The sequence below is a fragment of the Kitasatospora sp. NPDC004272 genome (assembly GCF_053603035.1).
The window spans coordinates 1-18,091 of the sequence record NZ_JBSGET010000058.1 but is presented as its reverse complement, the minus strand read 5'-3'; the positions used below and the strand labels follow the sequence as shown (position 1 = coordinate 18,091).

At 68.0% G+C, this 18,091-nt stretch carries 9 protein-coding genes; 6 read left to right on the top strand and 3 right to left on the bottom strand.

Annotated features, from left to right (window positions below; translation table 11 throughout):
* The first annotated feature begins 30 nt into the window (after nt 1-30).
* Genes drmD through drmC form a run of 5 tightly spaced genes read left to right on the top strand, consistent with a single transcriptional unit; the run spans nt 31 to nt 13,801 of the window.
* The gene (gene drmD / locus ACWEO5_RS19175) at nt 31-3,234 is read left to right on the top strand and encodes a DISARM system SNF2-like helicase DrmD (protein WP_452163488.1); all 3,204 of its coding nucleotides are present in this window, start codon (nt 31-33) and stop codon (nt 3,232-3,234) included.
* Nucleotides 3,231-7,310 carry an Eco57I restriction-modification methylase domain-containing protein gene (locus ACWEO5_RS19170; protein ID WP_452163487.1) on the top strand — a complete coding sequence of 1,360 codons (4,080 nt, stop codon included), beginning with the start codon at nt 3,231-3,233 and terminating at the stop codon, nt 7,308-7,310. Before drmD ends, ACWEO5_RS19170 begins: the two co-directional genes overlap by 4 nt.
* Nucleotides 7,307-11,041 (top strand): DISARM system helicase DrmA, encoded by a 3,735-nt coding sequence (gene drmA / locus ACWEO5_RS19165; protein WP_452163486.1) that lies wholly within the window; start codon nt 7,307-7,309, stop codon nt 11,039-11,041. The genes ACWEO5_RS19170 and drmA overlap by 4 nt, the downstream gene beginning before the upstream one ends.
* A complete protein-coding gene (gene drmB, locus ACWEO5_RS19160) occupies nt 11,038-13,074 on the top strand; it encodes a DrmB family protein (protein ID WP_452163485.1) in 2,037 nt (678 codons plus the stop codon). The genes drmA and drmB overlap by 4 nt, the downstream gene beginning before the upstream one ends.
* Nucleotides 13,049-13,801, top strand: coding sequence for a DISARM system phospholipase D-like protein DrmC (gene drmC, locus ACWEO5_RS19155; RefSeq protein ID WP_037600995.1), 753 nt, complete (start codon nt 13,049-13,051; stop codon nt 13,799-13,801). Before drmB ends, drmC begins: the two co-directional genes overlap by 26 nt.
* A gap of 48 nt (nt 13,802-13,849) precedes the next feature.
* Here the strand turns inward: drmC and ACWEO5_RS19150 are convergent, their stop codons facing one another.
* From ACWEO5_RS19150 to ACWEO5_RS19140, 3 genes are all read right to left on the bottom strand, one after another.
* Entirely contained in the window at nt 13,850-14,329 is a 480-nt protein-coding gene (locus tag ACWEO5_RS19150; protein WP_232794894.1) for an ASCH domain-containing protein, read from the bottom strand.
* Nucleotides 14,326-16,383 (bottom strand): GNAT family N-acetyltransferase, encoded by a 2,058-nt coding sequence (locus ACWEO5_RS19145; RefSeq protein ID WP_452163484.1) that lies wholly within the window; start codon nt 16,381-16,383, stop codon nt 14,326-14,328. The genes ACWEO5_RS19150 and ACWEO5_RS19145 overlap by 4 nt, the downstream gene beginning before the upstream one ends.
* Before the next feature lie 344 nt (nt 16,384-16,727).
* Nucleotides 16,728-17,504: a TetR/AcrR family transcriptional regulator gene (locus ACWEO5_RS19140; RefSeq protein ID WP_452163483.1), complete on the bottom strand. Its 777-nt coding sequence runs from the start codon at nt 17,502-17,504 to the stop codon at nt 16,728-16,730.
* Between the two features lie 100 nt (nt 17,505-17,604).
* On the opposite strand from ACWEO5_RS19140, the gene ACWEO5_RS19135 reads away from it, so the two are divergent.
* The gene (locus ACWEO5_RS19135; protein ID WP_452163482.1) at nt 17,605-18,042 is read left to right on the top strand and encodes a VOC family protein; all 438 of its coding nucleotides are present in this window, start codon (nt 17,605-17,607) and stop codon (nt 18,040-18,042) included.
* Nucleotides 18,043-18,091 lie beyond the last annotated feature (49 nt).

The following is an 18,091-nucleotide window of genomic DNA, read 5'->3' as shown; positions in this document are numbered from 1 at the left end:
CAAGCAGCGGTGGTAGCGAAGGGGCACCCGATGGCGGTTGTATCTGACGAGCAGGTGCAGCGGGGCCCGCGCACCGTGCAGCCTGCGGCCCTGCCGCAGGTCCCCGAACCGGGGCAGGTCGTCAATGTCCGGGGCTCCACCTGGGCTGTGACCGATGTGCGCCAGCAGGGCTTGCCGCGCAGCCCCGCCGACGAGGGCACTGCGCAGCTCACCCACGTGGTCAGTCTCCAGTCCCTCGAAGAGGACCGCCTGGGCGAGGAGCTCGCGGTGGTCTGGGAGCTGGAGGTCGGGCACACCGTCGCGCCCGATCAGGGGCTGCCAGAGACCATCGCAGTGGATGGCTTCGACGACCCGAACACGCTCGCGGCATTCGTTGACGCCGTACGTTGGGGTGCGGTCACCTCCGCTGACGCCGACTCGTACCAGGCACCGTTCCGTAGCGGCGCCAACGTCGAGGCATACCAGCTGGAGCCACTGCGCCGCGCCCTGCAGTCTTCCCGCACCAACCTGCTGCTTGCCGACGACGTGGGCCTGGGCAAGACCATCGAGGCCGGCCTGGTAATCCAGGAGCTGCTGCTGCGGCACCGGGCGCGCTCGGTCGTCATCGTCTGCCCGCCGAGCCTTGCACTGAAGTGGCAGGACGAGATGCGGGAGAAGTTCGGCCTGGACTTCGTGATCGTCAACAGCGAGCTGATGTCGCAGGTGCGGCGCAGCCACGGGCTGAACGCGAATCCGTTCCGGCTCTTCCCGCGGGTCATCGTGAGCCTGTCGTGGCTGCCGACGGTGCGCGCACAGCGTCTGCTGCGCTCGATCTACGCCGACGCCCGGGACACGGCCACTGCCCGGCGGTTCGCGTTCGATGTGCTCGTCGTCGATGAAGCCCACCATGTTGCGCCCGCCGGCCCGAGCGCAGCGGACGGCCACCGCGGGTACGCCGTGGATAGCCAGCGCACGGTGGCCACCCGCGAGCTGGCGGAGCGGTGCGAGCACCGCCTGTTCCTGTCCGCTACCCCGCACAACGGCTACCCGGAGTCGTTCACCGCGCTACTGGAGATGATCGACGGTCGGCGGTTCAGCCGCGGCGCCCTCCTTGACGAGCGAGCGCTGCGCGAGGTGACGGTGCGTCGGCTGAAGACTGAGCTGAAGGACAAGGGCTTCAAGACCCGGCAGCTGAAGACCATCCCGTTCACGCCGGACGACGACGAGCAGCAGCAGTTCGCGGTTCTGGAGCGCCTCCTCGCCGAGAGCGCCCGCGCCAACGGCAAGAAACGCTCGGGCGACATCGTGGCGATGCTGCTGAAGAAGCGGTTCCTGTCCAGCCCCTGGTCGTTCGCCCGCACGCTGGAGCTCTACGAGCAGGCCGCCGCAACGGGTCGCCTGCCGGATCTGGATGACGAGGACGACTACTACGAGGAGATCCTCGGCAGCCAGCAGTCGGACGAGGAGGAGGGCCGGGAAGACCATCCGGAGTTCACCGCACTGCGGCAGAGCAAGGGCTCCGATCCGCTGGTAGCCGCGAGCCCCCAGGAGATTTCCGCCCTGGTCTCATGGGGCCGGCGCTTCGAGCACCGGCCGGACTCGCGTCTGAAGGCGCTGATCGGCTTCCTCGACGCGATCTGCCGTCCGGACGGCAGGACCTGGACGAATGAGCGGGTGGTGGTGTTCACCGAGTACGCCGCCACCTTGGACTGGATCGCCGACGTGCTCACGCAACGCGGCTACGGCGAAGTGCTGGCCACTATCCAGGGATCCACGCCCACTGAGGAGCGGGAGGAGATCCGCGCCCGCTTCACCGAGGACCCGAGCAAGGAGCGCGTGCGGGTGCTCGTCGCCACCGACTCGGCTGGCGAGGGCATCGACCTGCAGACGTACTGCCACCGACTGGTCAACTTCGACGTCCCGTTCAACCCCTCCCGGTTGGAGCAGCGAATCGGGCGCATCGACCGCTACGGCCAGCACCACACGCCCGAGATCTACCACTTCGCGCCCGACTCGACCTCGGCGACCTACGCCGCGGACATGGACTTCATGCGCCGCATCGCGGAGAAGGTCGGCAACGTCGCCCACGATCTCGGCTCGGTCAACCAGATCATCGACGGCGAACTGCAGGAGCATTTCAGCCCGACCACGGCCACCCGCAAGAGCCGGTCCACCGACCGCGAAAGCGGCGACGCGATCATCACCCGAGCACTGGCGGGCGGCATCGAGCTAAACCGCCGCCTCACCGAGCTGTCCCGCACCTACGACCAGCGCAAGCTGGAGATGCACCTGACGCCAGGCAATGCCCGTCGCGTGGTGGACACGGCTCTGGCGCTCACTGCACAGCCACCGCTGATCGAGATCGGCGACGACCGCACCGACGCCAAGGTGTTCGAGATCCCCTCGCTCGGGTCTGCGTGGCAGCACGCCCTCGAAGGGCTCGACACCCGCCTGAACCCTGGTGCCCTGCGCCTGATCACCTTCGATGACAAGGCTGCTCAGGACCGCACCGATCTGGTGCACGTGCACCTCGGCCACGCGCTGATGCAACGCTCGGCCCGGCTGCTGCGCAGCGCACTGTTCAGCGTCGACTCCCCAGTGCACCGGGTTACCGCAGTCGTGGTCGAGGACCTGCCGCAGTCGTGCGTGGCCGCCGTGTCCCGGCTGGTCCTCGTCGGGCGCGGGGGCTTGCGGCTGCACGAGGAGGTCTTCCTCACCGGCGTGCGTCTGCGGGGCCAGGCCATGGCCGAGGCCAAGGTGGAGGAGGTGCTCGACCAGGCCCTCGACGCGGAGCACCTGATCCTGGCCGACGAGGGCGTGCGCGCCACGCTCGCCCAGCTGTGGGACGCGGAGGACTCCCGGCTGCGAACCCGCCTACTCAATACCGTGGCGCGCAGGGCCGAGTCCCACCAGGAGCGAGTCACGGAGGCGCTGCGCACCCGCCAGGAGTCCGACGTCTCCCGTGCCCGGGAGATCTTCGGGGCCTTCCGGATCAACCTGGAGGAGTCCCGCCAGCGGCTGGCTCTGGAGATCCAGGCCCAGGAGGAACTGCTGTTCACCGACGACCAGCAGGCACAGCGCCGCCGTGACCTGCTGGCCATGGAGGACCGGCTGGCAAACCTCCATGAGGAGGAGCAGCGCGAGATCGCCGCGATCGGTGAACGGTATGCCGATGTCAAACCGCACGTGTCCGCCGCAGCCGTGGTCTTCGCACTGACCCCGGCCGACGCTGAAGCAGGAAGGGCGCAGTCATGAGGCGCAAGTCCGCCGGGTCAGCACGTTCCACCGCCGACCTCCACCGCGCGTGGCTGGAGCTGGTGGACGCCGACGGGCCGTTCCTGTCCGTTCCCGCCCTCAAGCGCGTCTGGCAGCAGGGGATGCCCCAGCTCGGTGCCGACCAGGCGGCCCTGCTCAAGGACGCCAAGCCGGCATTCGAGAAGGCATGGGAAGGCTGGGACCTGCGCCGAGACGACCCGTCCGCGCTCGACCGCTACCGCGAGGCCCGCGACGCCTGGGTCGAACTGGTTCTGCGGAACATCCTCGGCTGGGGCGACCACTACACCAGCGATCTGACTGGGGCGCTGTTCGCCGAGGCCGCCGGCGGCGTGCGGTCGCCCAACTACACCGTGACGGTGACGCCCACCGGAGCGATCGCCCACGGCGAGACGATCGGCGCGCTCGTCCTCGTCGTCGACCCGGTGGACTCGCTACGCGATCCGCTGGACGACGGTTGGGCGACCAGCCCGATCGACCGCATGGAAGAACTGCTGCGGCACGGAAAGGTCCCCATCGGCGTCGTCACCGACGGACGCTGGTGGGCCGTCGTTAGCGCCCGCAAGGACACCATGGTCGCCTCCGGCATCATCGACGCCCAGACCTGGATCGAGGAACCCCAGACTCGCAACGCCTTCGTCGAACTGCTCCGGCTACGGCGGCTACTCGGCGGACGCCCAGAGGACCGCCTGACCGAGCTGTTCGGCGAGTCGGTCGCCGCCGCCGAGGAGATCACCGAAGCGCTCGGCGTCCAGGTGCGGCGCGCGGTCGAGCTGCTCGTCCAGGCCCTGTCCGAGGCCGGCCTGGACGCCGTCCGCCACGGCGAGCCCGACCCTCTGCCGGCGGACCGCGAGGAGGTCTACGAGGCCGCCGTGACGGTGATGATGCGCGTGGTCTTCCTGCTCTTCGCCGAGGAACGCGGCCTGCTTCCGCAGAGCCGGCTGTTCGCCATGGGCTACGGCATCAGCGACGAGCTGGACGCCCTCGACCGTCGCGAGCGCGAAGAGGGCAGCGAAACCCTCGACGGAACCCACCTGACCTGGCACCGGCTGCTGGCGACATCTCAGGCACTATCGCGCGGCGCGTCGTTCGAGGACTTGCGACTGCCCTCGTACGGTGGCTCGCTGTTCGACCCCGACCGGTTCCCGTTCCTCACCGCCCACAGCCCGCGCGGCACCCTGGCCATCACGGTCAGCGATCGGGTCATGCTGGAGGTGCTGCGCGCAGTACAGATGGCCGAGCTGCGTGGCGAACCAGCCCGGCGAATCTCCTTCCGCGACATCGACGTCGAGCAGATCGGCTACATCTACGAGGGCCTGCTCGGCTACTCCAGCGAGGAGACGAACGAGGTCACCGTCGGCCTCATCGGCAAGTCCGGTGAGGAGCCGGAGATGCCACTGGCCGAGCTGGAGGACATGGCCGCCCGGTACCGTGACCCCACGAAGCTGGCCGACGCCATCCTGGCCTGGGTGAAGGACGACCAGCCCGCGGCCAAACCGCCGTCCAAGGCCGCGCTGGCCAAGGCGATCCGCGGCAGCGGAGAAGTCGAGGACGCCGAACGCGCCCTGCGCGCCGTCACCACCGACGGGACACTACGCGACCGGCTGCGGCCCCTCATCGGCATCATCCGACGGGACCTGCGCAACCGGCCCTTCGTCGTCGAGCCCGGCGGCGTCCTGCTCATCGAAACCCCGTCCCGCGCCACGGCAGGCGCCCATTACACTCCGCGCAAACTGGCGGAAGAGGTCGTCCAGCACGCCCTGGAGCCGCTGGTCTTCAACCCTGGGCCATACCAGACCGCCGACCACGACGCCTGGCGACCAGCGTCGTCCGACGACATCCTCGATCTCAAGATCGCCGATATCGCCTGCGGCTCGGGCGCGTTCCTCGTCGCTGCCGCGCGGTACCTGGCCGCCCGGCTGGTTGAGGCATGGCGCCGAGAGGGCGTGGCGACCGGGACCGCCCATGACCTATACGTCCATGCGATAAGGACGGTGGTCGCGAGGTGTCTCTATGGCGCGGACATCAACGCCATGGCCGTGGAGATGTGCAAGCTTTCGCTGTGGCTGGTCTCCCTCGACCCCAAACTGCCGTTTTCCTTCGTCGACGACAAGGTGCTGCACGGCAACTCCCTACTTGGCCTTACCGATGCCGAGCAGCTCCGCGCGCTCCACATCACCCCGGTCAAGGCAGCCGCGACACCGCTTTTCGACATCGGCGAAGGAACCACAACGATCCGCCACCTCGACATCGAGGGCGTCCTCACGCGCGCTACGAGGCTGCGTCGAAGCCTGGCGAGCGAGGTCAACGACGACGACCCGCAGCGCTCGGCGGCCACGAAGCGGCGACAGTGGCGCGAGTACCAGGACTTGACCCGCCAACTCGCGGAAGTCGCCGACGGCGTGATCGCCGCCGGACTGCGACTCGGCGGCAAGCCCGGCAAGGTGCTGACCGAGGCCTACGAGAAGCTTCGCATCGCAGTCGGCCTGGCCTACCCCGCAGACGGCGCCAGGCCCAACCGGGCCATGTTCGACGGCATCCTCACGACTGGGCTTACGCCTTCGGTTGAGACTGATTACGCGCGATGGAAGCCGCTGCACTGGATCCTCGCCGTACCAGATGTGATGGAACGAGGTGGCTTCGACGCGATCATCGGCAACCCGCCGTTTTTGGGTGGTTCGAAGATTACCGGCGCAATGGGCACCAATGTGCGTGACTGGTTCGTCAACGTTCTTGCCTCCGGGCGACGGGGAAATGCCGACCTCGTTGCCTTCTTCTTCCTGCGCGCTATGTCCCTGCTGGCAGGGACGGGAAATCTTGGCCTCATCGCGACGAACACCGTTGCCCAAGGCGACACTCGGGAAGTCGGCCTGGACCAGATGGTCGCCAACAACTTTACCATCGCACGGTCGATTCAGAGCCGACCCTGGCCCGCAACTAGTGCAAATCTTGAATATGCCGCCGTGTGGGGAACTCGCAGCGCGATCGCCTCGGATGTGCCGCGAGTGGCCGATGGCGTCGAAGCGCAGCAAGTACTCACGCTCTTGGAGCCTGCTGGTCGCGTGGATGGGCCTCCAGTGCGCCTCGCCGAGAATTCGGGTATCGCCTTCAAGGGATGCTTCGTTCAAGGCATGGGCTTTGTACTAGGGATCGAAGAGGCCGATGCCTGGCTTAAGGCTGATCCCAGGAATTCAGAGGTGCTCTTCCCCTATCTCAACGGCGAAGATCTTAACTCTCGCCCCGACTCCACGCCATCCCGATGGATCATCGACTTTTATAATCGATCGGAATACCAGGCCGAGAATTACGAGCTGCCATACAGGCGTTTGCTTGAGCGGGTAAAGCCCGAACGCGCAACGAAAGCGAAAGCAGTGCGAGAGGCTCCGTGGTGGCTCTTCCTGCGCCCTCGCCCGGCCATGCGCAAGGCAATTTTTGGGCTTGACAAGGTAATCGCCATGGCCCAGACCAGCAATACTCTGCAGCCAGTTCTTGTGCCCGCTCGACAAATCTTCGACCAGAAGACCGTGGTCTTCGCAACCGATTCATTCGCCCTGCATGCTATTCTCAGTTCTTCCGTTCATTATTTGTGGGCACGTAGGTACTCTTCATCTCTACGCAAAGACCTGAGCTATACGCCATCGGACTCGTTCGTGACGTTGCCGCAGCCAAAGTTCACAGACCGCCTCGCCAAGGTAGGCGCGGATCTCGACATTAGGCGGCGGGAAATCATGGTGCGCCGCAATCTCGGACTGACTAAACTGTACAACCGCGTCAATGACCCGGATATCGCCGATTCGGCGGACCCAGACGTGGCGCAGCTGCGACAAATCCACGTTGCGCTGGACGAGGCAGTCATGGAGGCCTACGGCTGGGGTGATATTCCGCTGAACCATGGGTTCCATACGTACCGGCAGATGGAGCGCTGGACGGTCAGCCCGGCAGCGCGGTTGGAGATTTTGGATCGGTTGCTGGAGGAAAATCACCGCCGCGCTGCTGGACAGAGTGAGACACCGTCCCCGTCTGAGGGCGAAGATGAGATCGAGGGTGAGGACGAGTGAGCAAGCCCAGCTCGAAGCCGGCCGCGACGCCACCCGCTGCCAAGGCCGAGGACCAGGCGGAGTACCGGCTCGTGCGTGAGCCTGACGGACGGTCGTGGACTGCGCGGGAGAACCTGGTCGACATCCTCGAACGGGAGCTGCTCGGCCCAGCAGGCGGTCCGGAGGAGGTGCTGGACGCGGCGCCGGACGCTGCGTACCTCATCGGCCGGATCGCCCCATTCAAGCTGACCGTCAGCCGCGACGACCCGCAGGACGTCGACGCGAACGAGGCGGCCACCGATGTCGGTGACGCCGTGGACGCGGACCAGGGCCGCGGTGTGCCCGTCACGGCCGTCGATGAGAGCGGCTCGGGCGCCGACGAGGACGCCGGCGTCGAGGACCAGCCGCAGCAGCGCGGACTGATGATCCCCGCGTCAATGGGTCTGCGCTGCCAGGTCCCGTCCGATCTCGACTCGTTCACGGTCACCGCCTCCTGGGGGCTGTACGAGCCGGTCAAGGTGGAGTCCGAGGCCACTGATGGCGGGCGCGTCCGCCGCTACAAGCGCACGCCCATCGAGATCGTCACGAAGGTCGCCGTCGCCGACCTCAAAGCAGCGGCAACGACGAAGTTCCCGCTGAAGGACAAGGTCGTGCTGCGCGTCGACCGGCACGATGACGAGGCGCGGGGCTGCCTGATCGTCGAGGTGGCGTTGTGCAATGACCGGGAGACGCCGCGCAAGATCCCGGTCGAGGCGTGGCTTTACCAGACCAAGCTGATCGTGGACGCCGGTGGCGCCGAGGTGTTCCTCCCAGTCGCGGATCCCGTGGAGGACACCCGTCACGAGCGGGACGACGAGCTGCGGCGGCTGAATCTCCAATACCGGGACAGGCTGGAGTTCGCCGTCGGGCGTACATGTTCGGTGGATTGGCAGATGGCGGCGGGTGCGCGCCGGGCCAGCGAAGTGTGGACGACCTGGCTGCCGACCTGTCAGACGCCACAGACCACGGCAGAGGAGATCGGCAAGGCGCTGCTGGACATGACCGCGCTCGCCGCGGCGAGCGGGGAGGAGCTGCGGGCCGGCCTGGAGCCGATCGTCCGCGAGTACGCGGCCTGGCTGGATGGCGAGGAGCGTCGTGCCGAGGCTCTGCCGGAGCACCTGCGGGGCGAGGGTCTCGATGCGGTCAGCGAGGCGCGCAAGGTCCAGCGCCAGCTCGCCGATGGCTTGGAGCACCTCCTCGGCGACGACGAGGCGTTGCGCTGCTTCCAGTTCATGAACCGAGTGATGGCGAACCAGCGCATCCATACTCAGGTGGCCGAGCACCGAGCCAAGCACCCGCAGGTGAGCATCGAGCAGGCTCGCGCCGCCGTGCTGGCGGACAAGGGAGCAAAGGCGCACTCGTGGCGCACTTTCCAGCTGGCCTTCATTCTCATGCAGCTGCCGTTGCTCACCGTTCCGGCGGCGGAGAAGCGCTCCGGCGATCTGGCGAAGGCGCAGCTGCTGTTCTTCCCGACCGGTGGTGGCAAGACCGAGGCGTATTTGGGTCTGGCTGCCTACACCTTCGCGATCCGGCGGCGCCAGGGCGCCGTCGTGACTCCGGACGGCGCGCTGGACGGTGGTACAGGTGTGTCCGTGCTGATGCGTTACACGCTGCGGCTGCTGACGGCGCAGCAGTTCCAGCGGGCGACGGCGTTGGTGTGCGCGGCTGAGTTGGCGCGCAAGGCGGAGCCGCAGACGTGGGGGGAGGAGCCGTTCCGGATTGGGCTGTGGGTGGGCACGGATGTGAGCCCGAAGCGGTTCGAGGAGGCGGCGACGCAGCTGGAGAAGGCCAACAACCGGTCGGGCTACCGGCTGACGGTGTTGCAGATCCAGCGGTGCCCCTGGTGCGGAAGCAAGATCGATGCACGGGAGGTCAAGGCGGTCAAGGCGTCCCGTCGGGTACACGTGTACTGCGGGGACGAGCTTGCGGGTTGCCCGTTCGCCGAGGGTGGTGAGGTGACCGAGGGGCTGCCGGTGCTGACCGTGGATGAGGAGATCTACCGGCTCACCCCGGCATTCGTCATCGCCACCGTAGACAAGTTCGCCCGGCTCGCACGGGAAGGGGAGGCCGCCTCCCTGTTCGGCTACGTATCCCGGTTCTGTGGGCGGCATGGTTACGTGCACCCGGACTCCCGGTACTGCGAGCTGACCGACAACGGCAGGCATCCGGCCAAGGACGGTCTGCCTGCCGCAGGGCTCCGCCCGGCGGGGCGGCTGCGCCCGCCGGACCTGATCATCCAGGACGAGCTGCACCTGATCACCGGGGCGCTCGGCACCACGGTGGGCCTGTTCGAGGTGGCAATCGACGTCATGGCGGGCTGGCGAGACGCGCAGGGCCGGGCGGTCCGGCCGCTGTTGGTCGCCTCCACCGCCACTGCCCGCAACGCGGCCGATCAGGTGCGCGCCCTCTACGGGCGGGATGTGACGATCTTCCCGCCACAGGTGCTCGACGCCGGGAAGACGTTCTTCTCCAAGGAGGAGCCCGTCTCGGAGCACTTCCCCGGCCGGCGCTACGTGGGGATCAGCACCACCGGGGTTCGGTTGACCACGGCGGAGATCCGGGTCGCCGAGGTCCTCATGGCCGGCGCGCAGCTGCTGCTCGACCGGTCCGGACCGGCCGCCGATCCCTACATGACCCTAGTCGGCTACTTCAGCGCCACCCGCGAACTGGCCGGCATGGCCCGCTACATGGGCGACGACATCCAAACCGCTCTCTTCAAGCGGCGACCATGGTCGAAGCTGCCCCGCCGCACCGGCACGGCCTACGGAACGCTCAACACCGCGGAGCTCACCTCCCGTGTGGCCAGTGCCGACATCACCACCACGCTGGACCAGATGGCAGTGCCGTTCGACCCGGCCTTCGACTCCGTCTCCGGTAAGCGGGAGTTGCGCGCGCTGCGCGAGGCGGGCAAGCCGATGCCTACCCGCGAGGTAAGCCCGTACGACGCGATCCTGGCCACCTCGATGCTGCAGGTGGGCGTGGACGTGACCCGGCTCGGGCTGATGCTCGTGGTCGGACAGCCGAAGAACACGGCGGAGTACATCCAGGCGTCCTCGCGCGTGGGACGTTCCGGAGACAAGCCGGGGCTTGTGGTTACGCTGGGCAACTGGGCCCGGCCGCGCGATCTCGCGCACTTCGAGCAGTTCCGGCACTACCACGAGACCTTCTACGCCCGGGTGGAGGCGCTGTCGGTCACACCGTTCTCGGTCACCTCACTGGAGCGCGGACTGGACGGCGTTCTGGTCAGTGCGGCCCGGGTCCTCGACGCCGTCCGACCTGACGGCTTGTCGCCCGAGCAACACGCGGGCCGGATCGCGGCCGAGCGCGACTTCGCGGAGGCGCTGATCGACGCGCTGGTGGCGCGGGTGCAGCGCGCATCCGACGAGAACGCAGCCGAACGGGCGCGTCAGCGTCTGCGCAACCGGCTCGACCAGTGGGAAAACCGGCGCACGCAGCTGGCGCGCTTGCGCAAGGGCCTGGTCTACGAGCGGACTTCGGACGAAGCCCACTTCGGACCACTCATGATCAGTGCCGAGAACGCCCGCTCCGGGGCGGACAAGAAGGACGCTCCACCATTCGTCGTGGCCAACTCGATGCGCGAGGTGCAGCCGGAGATCAACCTCTTGGTGAGCCCGATCAAGGAGAACCTGATCTTCGTGGAACCGCCCGGCAGCCCAAGCTGGAACTTCGCTCCGCCCAAGGAGGACTCGTGACCACCGCACCCCTTGCCGAGACACGGTTCCTCTACGACGCGTCCAACGCCGTCGACCCGCTGGGCGACGCCGAGCGGGAGTCAGACGAGGGCCGCAAGCACAACAGGGCCAAGGTCGGCTCGGGCCGCCCGTCCTCCCTGCTGTACACGTACGGTCCGGGCGCGATCATGGACCTTCCCCAGTTCACGGTCATGCCTTCCGGACTCGACGACTGGGACCGGATCTGGCGTCGCCGCGACGGCGTCCCGCAGATCCGTGCACCTCGGCTGCGTCAGGCCGTGGCGATGCTGTTGCGCTCACGGGATATCCAGCTGCGGCCCTTCCCCTGGCAGGCGAAGAAGATGAGCCTGTCCACCGAGGGCAACGACCTGGGTGTGCCAGCCCGCGTGTTCCCGCAGTGGCTGCGATGCACCGGCTGCGACATGCTCGGCAGCCTCGCGCAGTTCGACTACCGCAACACCCACCCCTACCGCACCGACCTGGCCTGCTTCGAGCACACCCGGTGCACCGGCCGAGCTGGTGACCGCATGCGCAGGCCGACCCGGCGCCCGGCGGTGCCGGCCCGCTACCTGCTTGCCTGCGTCGACGGTCATCTCGACGAGTTCCCCTACGAGCGTTGGGTCCATCAGGGCCAGCAATGCGACAAGGCAGAGTTCCCGGCGCTGAAGATGGTAGACCGCACGGCCGGCAAGGGTGCCTCGGCCGTGATCCACTGCGAGTCCTGTGGCGCACGGCGGCCGATGAACGAGGCCCAGGGCGAAGCCGGACGGTCCAAGCTGCCGCGCTGCCGCGGGCGCCACCCGCACCTGGACGCGTTCGAGCCGAGCGGATGCGGAAACGACACCCGGCTGATGCTCGTCGGTGCCTCCAACCTGTGGTTCCCGGCGACGCACTCGATCATCGTGATGCCGGAGTCCTCGGAAGAGCGTAAGAGCGACCTCGCCGACCAGGTCCGCACTGCTCTGGGCGAGAAGCTCGCGAAGTACCGCGACGACCTGGAGACCCTGCGGGACGTGCTGGACGGCAAGGTCGACGTCACCGACCTGTCGGACGCCGAACTGGCGGAGGCGGTGGCGGCGGCTGACGCGCCGGCGGCCTCCGAGGCGGAGCAGGAAGAGCGCATCCGCAGCTGGGATCCCGTAGACCTCCTCGTTCCCGAATGGCTCTACCTGCAAAAGGACGTGCTCGGACCCGGGGTTGAGGACCCGGCCAGCGGGCTGACGCTCTCGAAACGAGAGTGCGATCCCAGCCTGCCGCCGCAGATCGCCCGCGTGCTCGCGGTCGAAAAGCTGCGCAAGGTCAACGCCCTGATCGGCTTCACCCGGATCGACGCCATGGACCGGGTCGGGGACCTGCCGCGTCGGCTCGTCCCATTGACCCGTAGTGCCCATCCGGCCTGGACCGTCGCCACCGAGGACCGCGGGGAGGGCATCTTCCTGCAGTTGGACGACCAAGCGGTCGCTGCGTGGGAGGAGCGGATCGCGACCAGCGATATCTGGCGGGCGCACCGTGACGCCCATCGGCGCAACTTCCACCGTCGTTTCTCCGAGACGGCCGTCGAGGTCGACCCCGACACCCGGCTGAGGCCGCCGCGCTACTGGCTCGTCCACACCCTCGCCCACGTGCTGATCCGCGAACTGGCCATGACCTGCGGTTACTCCGCAGCCAGCCTGAGCGAGCGCCTGTACGCCTGGCCGGCATCCGAGGGACGGGCTGCCGCCGCTGGCCTGCTGATCTGCACCACCGCCTCGGACAGCGACGGCACGCTCGGCGGCTTGGTGCAGCTGAGCGAGCCCATGCGCCTGCAGGGGGTCGTCTCCCGCGCCCTTTATCGAGCCGCCCGGTGCTCCTCCGACCCGATCTGCGCCACGCGCACGCCGCAGGACCCCGAGGACTTCCTCCACGGCGCCGCTTGCCACTGCTGCGGCATGGCCTCCGAGACCTCCTGCGAACGGGCCAACCGCTTTCTTGATCGGCGCTTCCTCGTCGACCTACCTGGGAGCAACCTTGGCTTCTTCGACCACGCCGATTGACCCGGCAGCAGCAAGGCAGCTCGGGCGGCTCCTAACCGGCACCGAAGCCCGGGAGCTCGCCGACCGGCTCACCGACGGCGACACCCTGACGGCGGCCCTCAAGGTGATCGCCGCCGGACGCCGGCCCGAGATACGAGCGCTGCTGGAACGGGGTTCTGGACCAAGATCGCTCGGCACAGGCCAGGTCGTGGCCGTGCTCCGAGCCGTGGAGGGAGCGCGGTCGATCACTACCGCCCTCGACCCGCTCTGGACCATGCCCGGCCATCTCGCGCAGTCCGGTCCGCTGACCAGTTCCGTCGCACACCTCGTCGACAGCGCCCGCCAATCCGTCACCTGTTCGACCTTCAACTTCCAACGGTCCTCAGAGCTCTGGGGAGCACTACGCCGAGCGGCCACCCGTCCAGAGATCGATGTGCGGGTCTATCTCGATTCCCAAGCAGCCGACCGGCACTCCAAACCCGGGTCCCCGACCACAGCAGAGGTGGCCGCGCACCTTCGCCCAGGGATCGTCCTACGCACGAGGGAGTTCGATGGAGGACCAGTGCGCAACCACGCTAAGTTCCTCGCTATCGACCACCGGTTCCTCCTGGTCACCAGCGCCAACTTCTCCTGGAGCGCGGAGTACGGCAACGTCGAGTTCGGAGTCCTCATCGACAACCCCAATCTGACCGAGTCCGTCGAGCGAGCGATTTATCGGGTCGAAGACCAGCTCTACGAGCGCGTTTGATCCGCCGGTCTCGCCGAATCGTGCACGTCACTAGTGCTTAGGCTTGAGTTACACAGGGACCGGGGTACCCAAAACGCCCTGCAGGACAGCCCCTGCGGCAGACGATGCTTCCACCATCTGCCGGAGCGACTCACCGTGGAGGTAGCGGTAGCTCTGCGGCGGGTGGAACGGTCCGGCAGCCCGAAGCGCGCTGAGCGGAACCGGTTCCTCGAAGGTAACCGGTTCCGTAAGTGTGAGACCGCTTGCCTGCGAAGCGCCGCTCATGTACTCGTCGAACTCGCGCCTGCTGATGCCCGTTTGCGCGCGGTGTGCTGACCAGACCTCCCGAGGAGAGCCGACATGGACAGCAGCGACCAGAGCCGCTCCGACTAGGGCCATGGTGGGAGCAGTGGCGTAGAGCACGACGGGCGTGCCCGGCGGGACGGCGACGCGCTGTCGACGCACCTCCACGGTCTTACTGCCGGCGAGAATAGCGGTGGCGAAACGGGGGTGGACGGACAGCAGCATCGCGCGCTCCGGCTCGTTCACGTCCTTCGATGCCCTTCTTCGTAGATCGCTTGGAACAGCCTGTTGTCGATCTTCGTCAGCGAGATCAGGGACAACGGTAGGCCCAGGTCACCGGCAAACGACTTCAGCTGTCGCAGCGTCACCGGTTTGGGGAAGATCTCAGTGTCCGAGAATCGCAAGGCCATCGCTCGACCTGAGCCCTCGTGGGCGATCTCGCGGACCTCGGCTCGACCATATACGCCCAGGTGTTCGAATCTAGCGAACAGGGTGTCAGCTGTGTCGATCACCACCTCGTCCAAGCGCGAACAACCGATCACCATCTGCCCGTCCTGGCCGGGCAATCCCTCGCTGACGTACCAGAGCAGGCGGCCCGGGACGCTCTCGTTCCGGTGCCCGGGTGACCGGTAGTAGACATGCTCGCGACTGATTCCCAACTCGCTGCTCCGCGGCAGCAGCATCGCGGGAACGTTGAACAGCTCCGTGGACCACCGCGGTTTGATGGGCGCCATGAAGGAGGGCATCAGAGAGTCCGTGACCTTGGCCGGCCACCAGGCCCGCTCCACGGCTCCCGTCACCTCGGCCGACAGCCCTGCCTGGAGGACTGTCGCGTTACGCCCCAGGGCACGAGCGGCCTCCGCAGCGGACTTCGTGACTGCATCGGCCGTCCCGATCACGTCGACGAGCAGGGCCGCTTGGCCTCCTTGGTGCTCGAAGAACCCATCACTGCCGGCAGCAGCCTTTGCGACGGGCGAGATGAATTCGTCCGAGATGTGTACGGCTCGAGCGCCCCGCTCACGGCCCAGGCGCTTCAGCCCGAAGAGCAACTGTCGGGCCAGGGTCTGCTCCAACCGGTGAGAAGCCGTCCGCAGGAGGGGCACGGTCAACGTTCGGCCGTCCATGGCCCATGCGTACAGAGCGACCGGTCTGCCGTCTCCGTCACGGAGGAGCTCCCGGCGCCACACGACAGCATCCTCGGCGAGCGCCCGAAGGCGCCGTGCGAACACCGAGCCGTTGTCGCTGCTCGACTGGTCGAAGAAGGCGACTAGTTCGCCCTCGGTGCCCGGAGGAACCTCTCCAACGCGAAACTCGGTGCCCATGAGATCAGCCGGCCTGTAGACCTGGGCCTGGTGCAGTTCGTCCACGTGAAGCGTGACGACCGACGGATGGACGACCCGCACTCCGGCGATGTCCCATGCCACATCCGCCAACCCGGTGAGCAGCGGATCACGTGTGACGAGTACCTGGAGTCCCGCACACGAAGTCTCGGCCACGTACCTTACGCACCGCTCCAGTTCGGACCCTGCGGACAGGTCGACCCCGGCGCCGCGGGCCGCCTCGAGCAACTCACGGCTTCTGGCAGCCACGGGTTCCGAAGCAGGAGTGATCTGGCGCAGCCCAGACAGGGCAGCCCGCTGATGCTTGCGCTCCGCCGCGTCAGCGATCTCACGGACGTCACGGAACAACTGAGGGGTGAAGGCCAGCTCCACGAGATCCGCCAGCCAGCCGGCTTCCAGTGCCTCTGACTCCAGCGCTCCGGGTGAAGGAGTCAGCCCGCGCAGGTCCGCAAACACTCCATGGTCAACCACGATGGTCAGCGCATCGCTCTCGACGTCGGTGAAGAGGTCCGGATGACTGTGGTCAAGCCACCATCCGTCCAGGTCATCGCCGTTCTTGCTGCGGCCCCGCACCTCGCCACGCGGGACGAAGCCGAGACTCGTCCACATCTCCGTGAGCCCATAGTCGCGTCGGCACTTGACCTTGATCCCGAGTCGCTGCGAGTACCTGGTCCGGATGGTCTCCACCAGCAGGCGGGCCACACCTTCACCGCGGCGTTCCTCGGCGACACACAGGTGAGTCAACCGGACATGTGGGCTCCGCTTGGGAAGTCCGCAAAGCGCGTAGCCGATCACCTCGTCACCATCGACAGCGATCAGCAGGCCCCCCTCGTCTGCGGCGTTCTGGTAGACGGGTGGAGTCAACAGGCCCAGTGTCTTGGTGTAGCGATTCCCCAGCGCGATCGCCGCCTCGATCAGTTCCTCCTGCGTACCGGACGCCGGCACGATCTTGATCCCCATCAGTCCCCTCCCGAGAGATGCCACCCAGTCTCGCCTCTTCAGCGGCACCGACACGGAGATTCGTGTGAATCAAGGAGCGGTCTGTTACCTGTTGGCGCTTCCAGCCCGCCCCGGTTGACGCCAACGCTGACGCCAACCGGCCCGAACGATGGCGTCCGACGGCAGCCTTCCACGGACGGCAGAATCACCTAAACCAGGGCATCTCACCACCCCGGCTTGGCCTGAAAAGCGGAAGGTCGCCGGTTCGACCCCGGCCCTGGCCACAGCTGGTGAGGAAGGCCCCGGAGCAGCAGCTCCGGGGCCTTCCTCGTGTTCGCGCCCCCCGTGCCGCCCGCCGGGGCGGTTCACCGCGGCGGGGTCCGCTCGATCAGGGCGGCGAGGCCGTCGAGGATGCGGGGGAGGCCGAACTCGTAGGCGTGGTCGGCGTCGTGGGCGGCGCCCTGGGCCTGGCCGGCGGCGGTGCCCACGCGGGTGGCGACGGGGTAGCGGGCGGGGTCGAGGACGCGGGCGAGGAGGTCGGCGTTGGCTTCCCACCACTGCTGGTCGTTCATGGCGCTGTCCTGCTGGGCGGCGCGGGCGTCGGCGGCCATCCGGGCGCAGGTGTGGACGAAGCCGAGCAGGTGGGTGAGGGCGGCGTCGAGGCGGACGTCGTCGAGGCCGGTGTCCTCCAGGGCGCGCAGCTCGTACTCGTACTTGGCCATCAGGCCGGGGCCGAGCGGCGGGCGGGTGGTGGGGACGGCGGCGGTCCAGGGGTGGGCGGCGTAGAGGGCGCGGTTGTCGTCGGCGACGGCGGCGGCGCGGGCGCGCCAGCCCGGGTCGGCGGGGGTGCTGCGGGGCATCGCGGCGTAGAGGGTGTCGAGCATCAGGTCGAGCAGTTCGGCCTTGCCCGGGACGTAGGTGTAGAGCGCCATCGGGGAGAGGCCGAGTTCCTGGGCGACCCGGCGCATGGTGACGGCGTCCAGCCCTTCGGCGTCGGCGACCCGGATCGCGGCGGCGGCGATCGCGGCGGGTGACTGGGCCTGCCGGGGCCCGCGCCGTCCGGTGGCGGGGGCGGTGGGGACGCCCCAGAGCAGGGCGAGGGTGTGCGCCGGGTCTCCGGCGCTGCTCCGGTTGCTGGCCATGCGGGGGATTCTTCCACGCGAAAATCTCCGTACTGTGTATAGTGTACGGCGTACGGAGATTCTGGTGCAGCCCGACCCTCCTGACCCGGAAGGACCCCCCTTGAAGATCAACCGCTCCGCCGTGTCCCTGAACGTCGAGGACGTCACGGCCTCCGCCGCCTTCCTCTCCACCCACCTCGGCTTCCGCGAGGAGATGTCCGCCGACGGCTTCGCCTCGCTCGGCCACCCGAGCGCCGGAATGAACGTCGTCCTGCTCCGCCGCGGCCTGGAGGTGCTGCCGGAGGGCCTCCGCGAGCAGCACGCGGCCGGGCTGATCCTGGCCTTCACCGTGGACGACGCGGCCGCCGCCGAGGCCCGGCTGAAGGCGGCGGGGGTGGCGATCACCATGCCGCTGCTGGACGAGCCGTGGGGCGAGCGGCTGTTCCAGGTCACCGACCCGAACGGGATCGTCGTGCAGTTCGTCCAGTGGCTGACCCCGGAGGGGGCCGAGGAGGGGACCGGGGAGGGGATCGGGGAGGGGGCCGGCGCGCCGGCGTAGCGGGGGACGGCACGGTGCCCCCGGAGCGGGTTCCCGCTCCGGGGGCCCC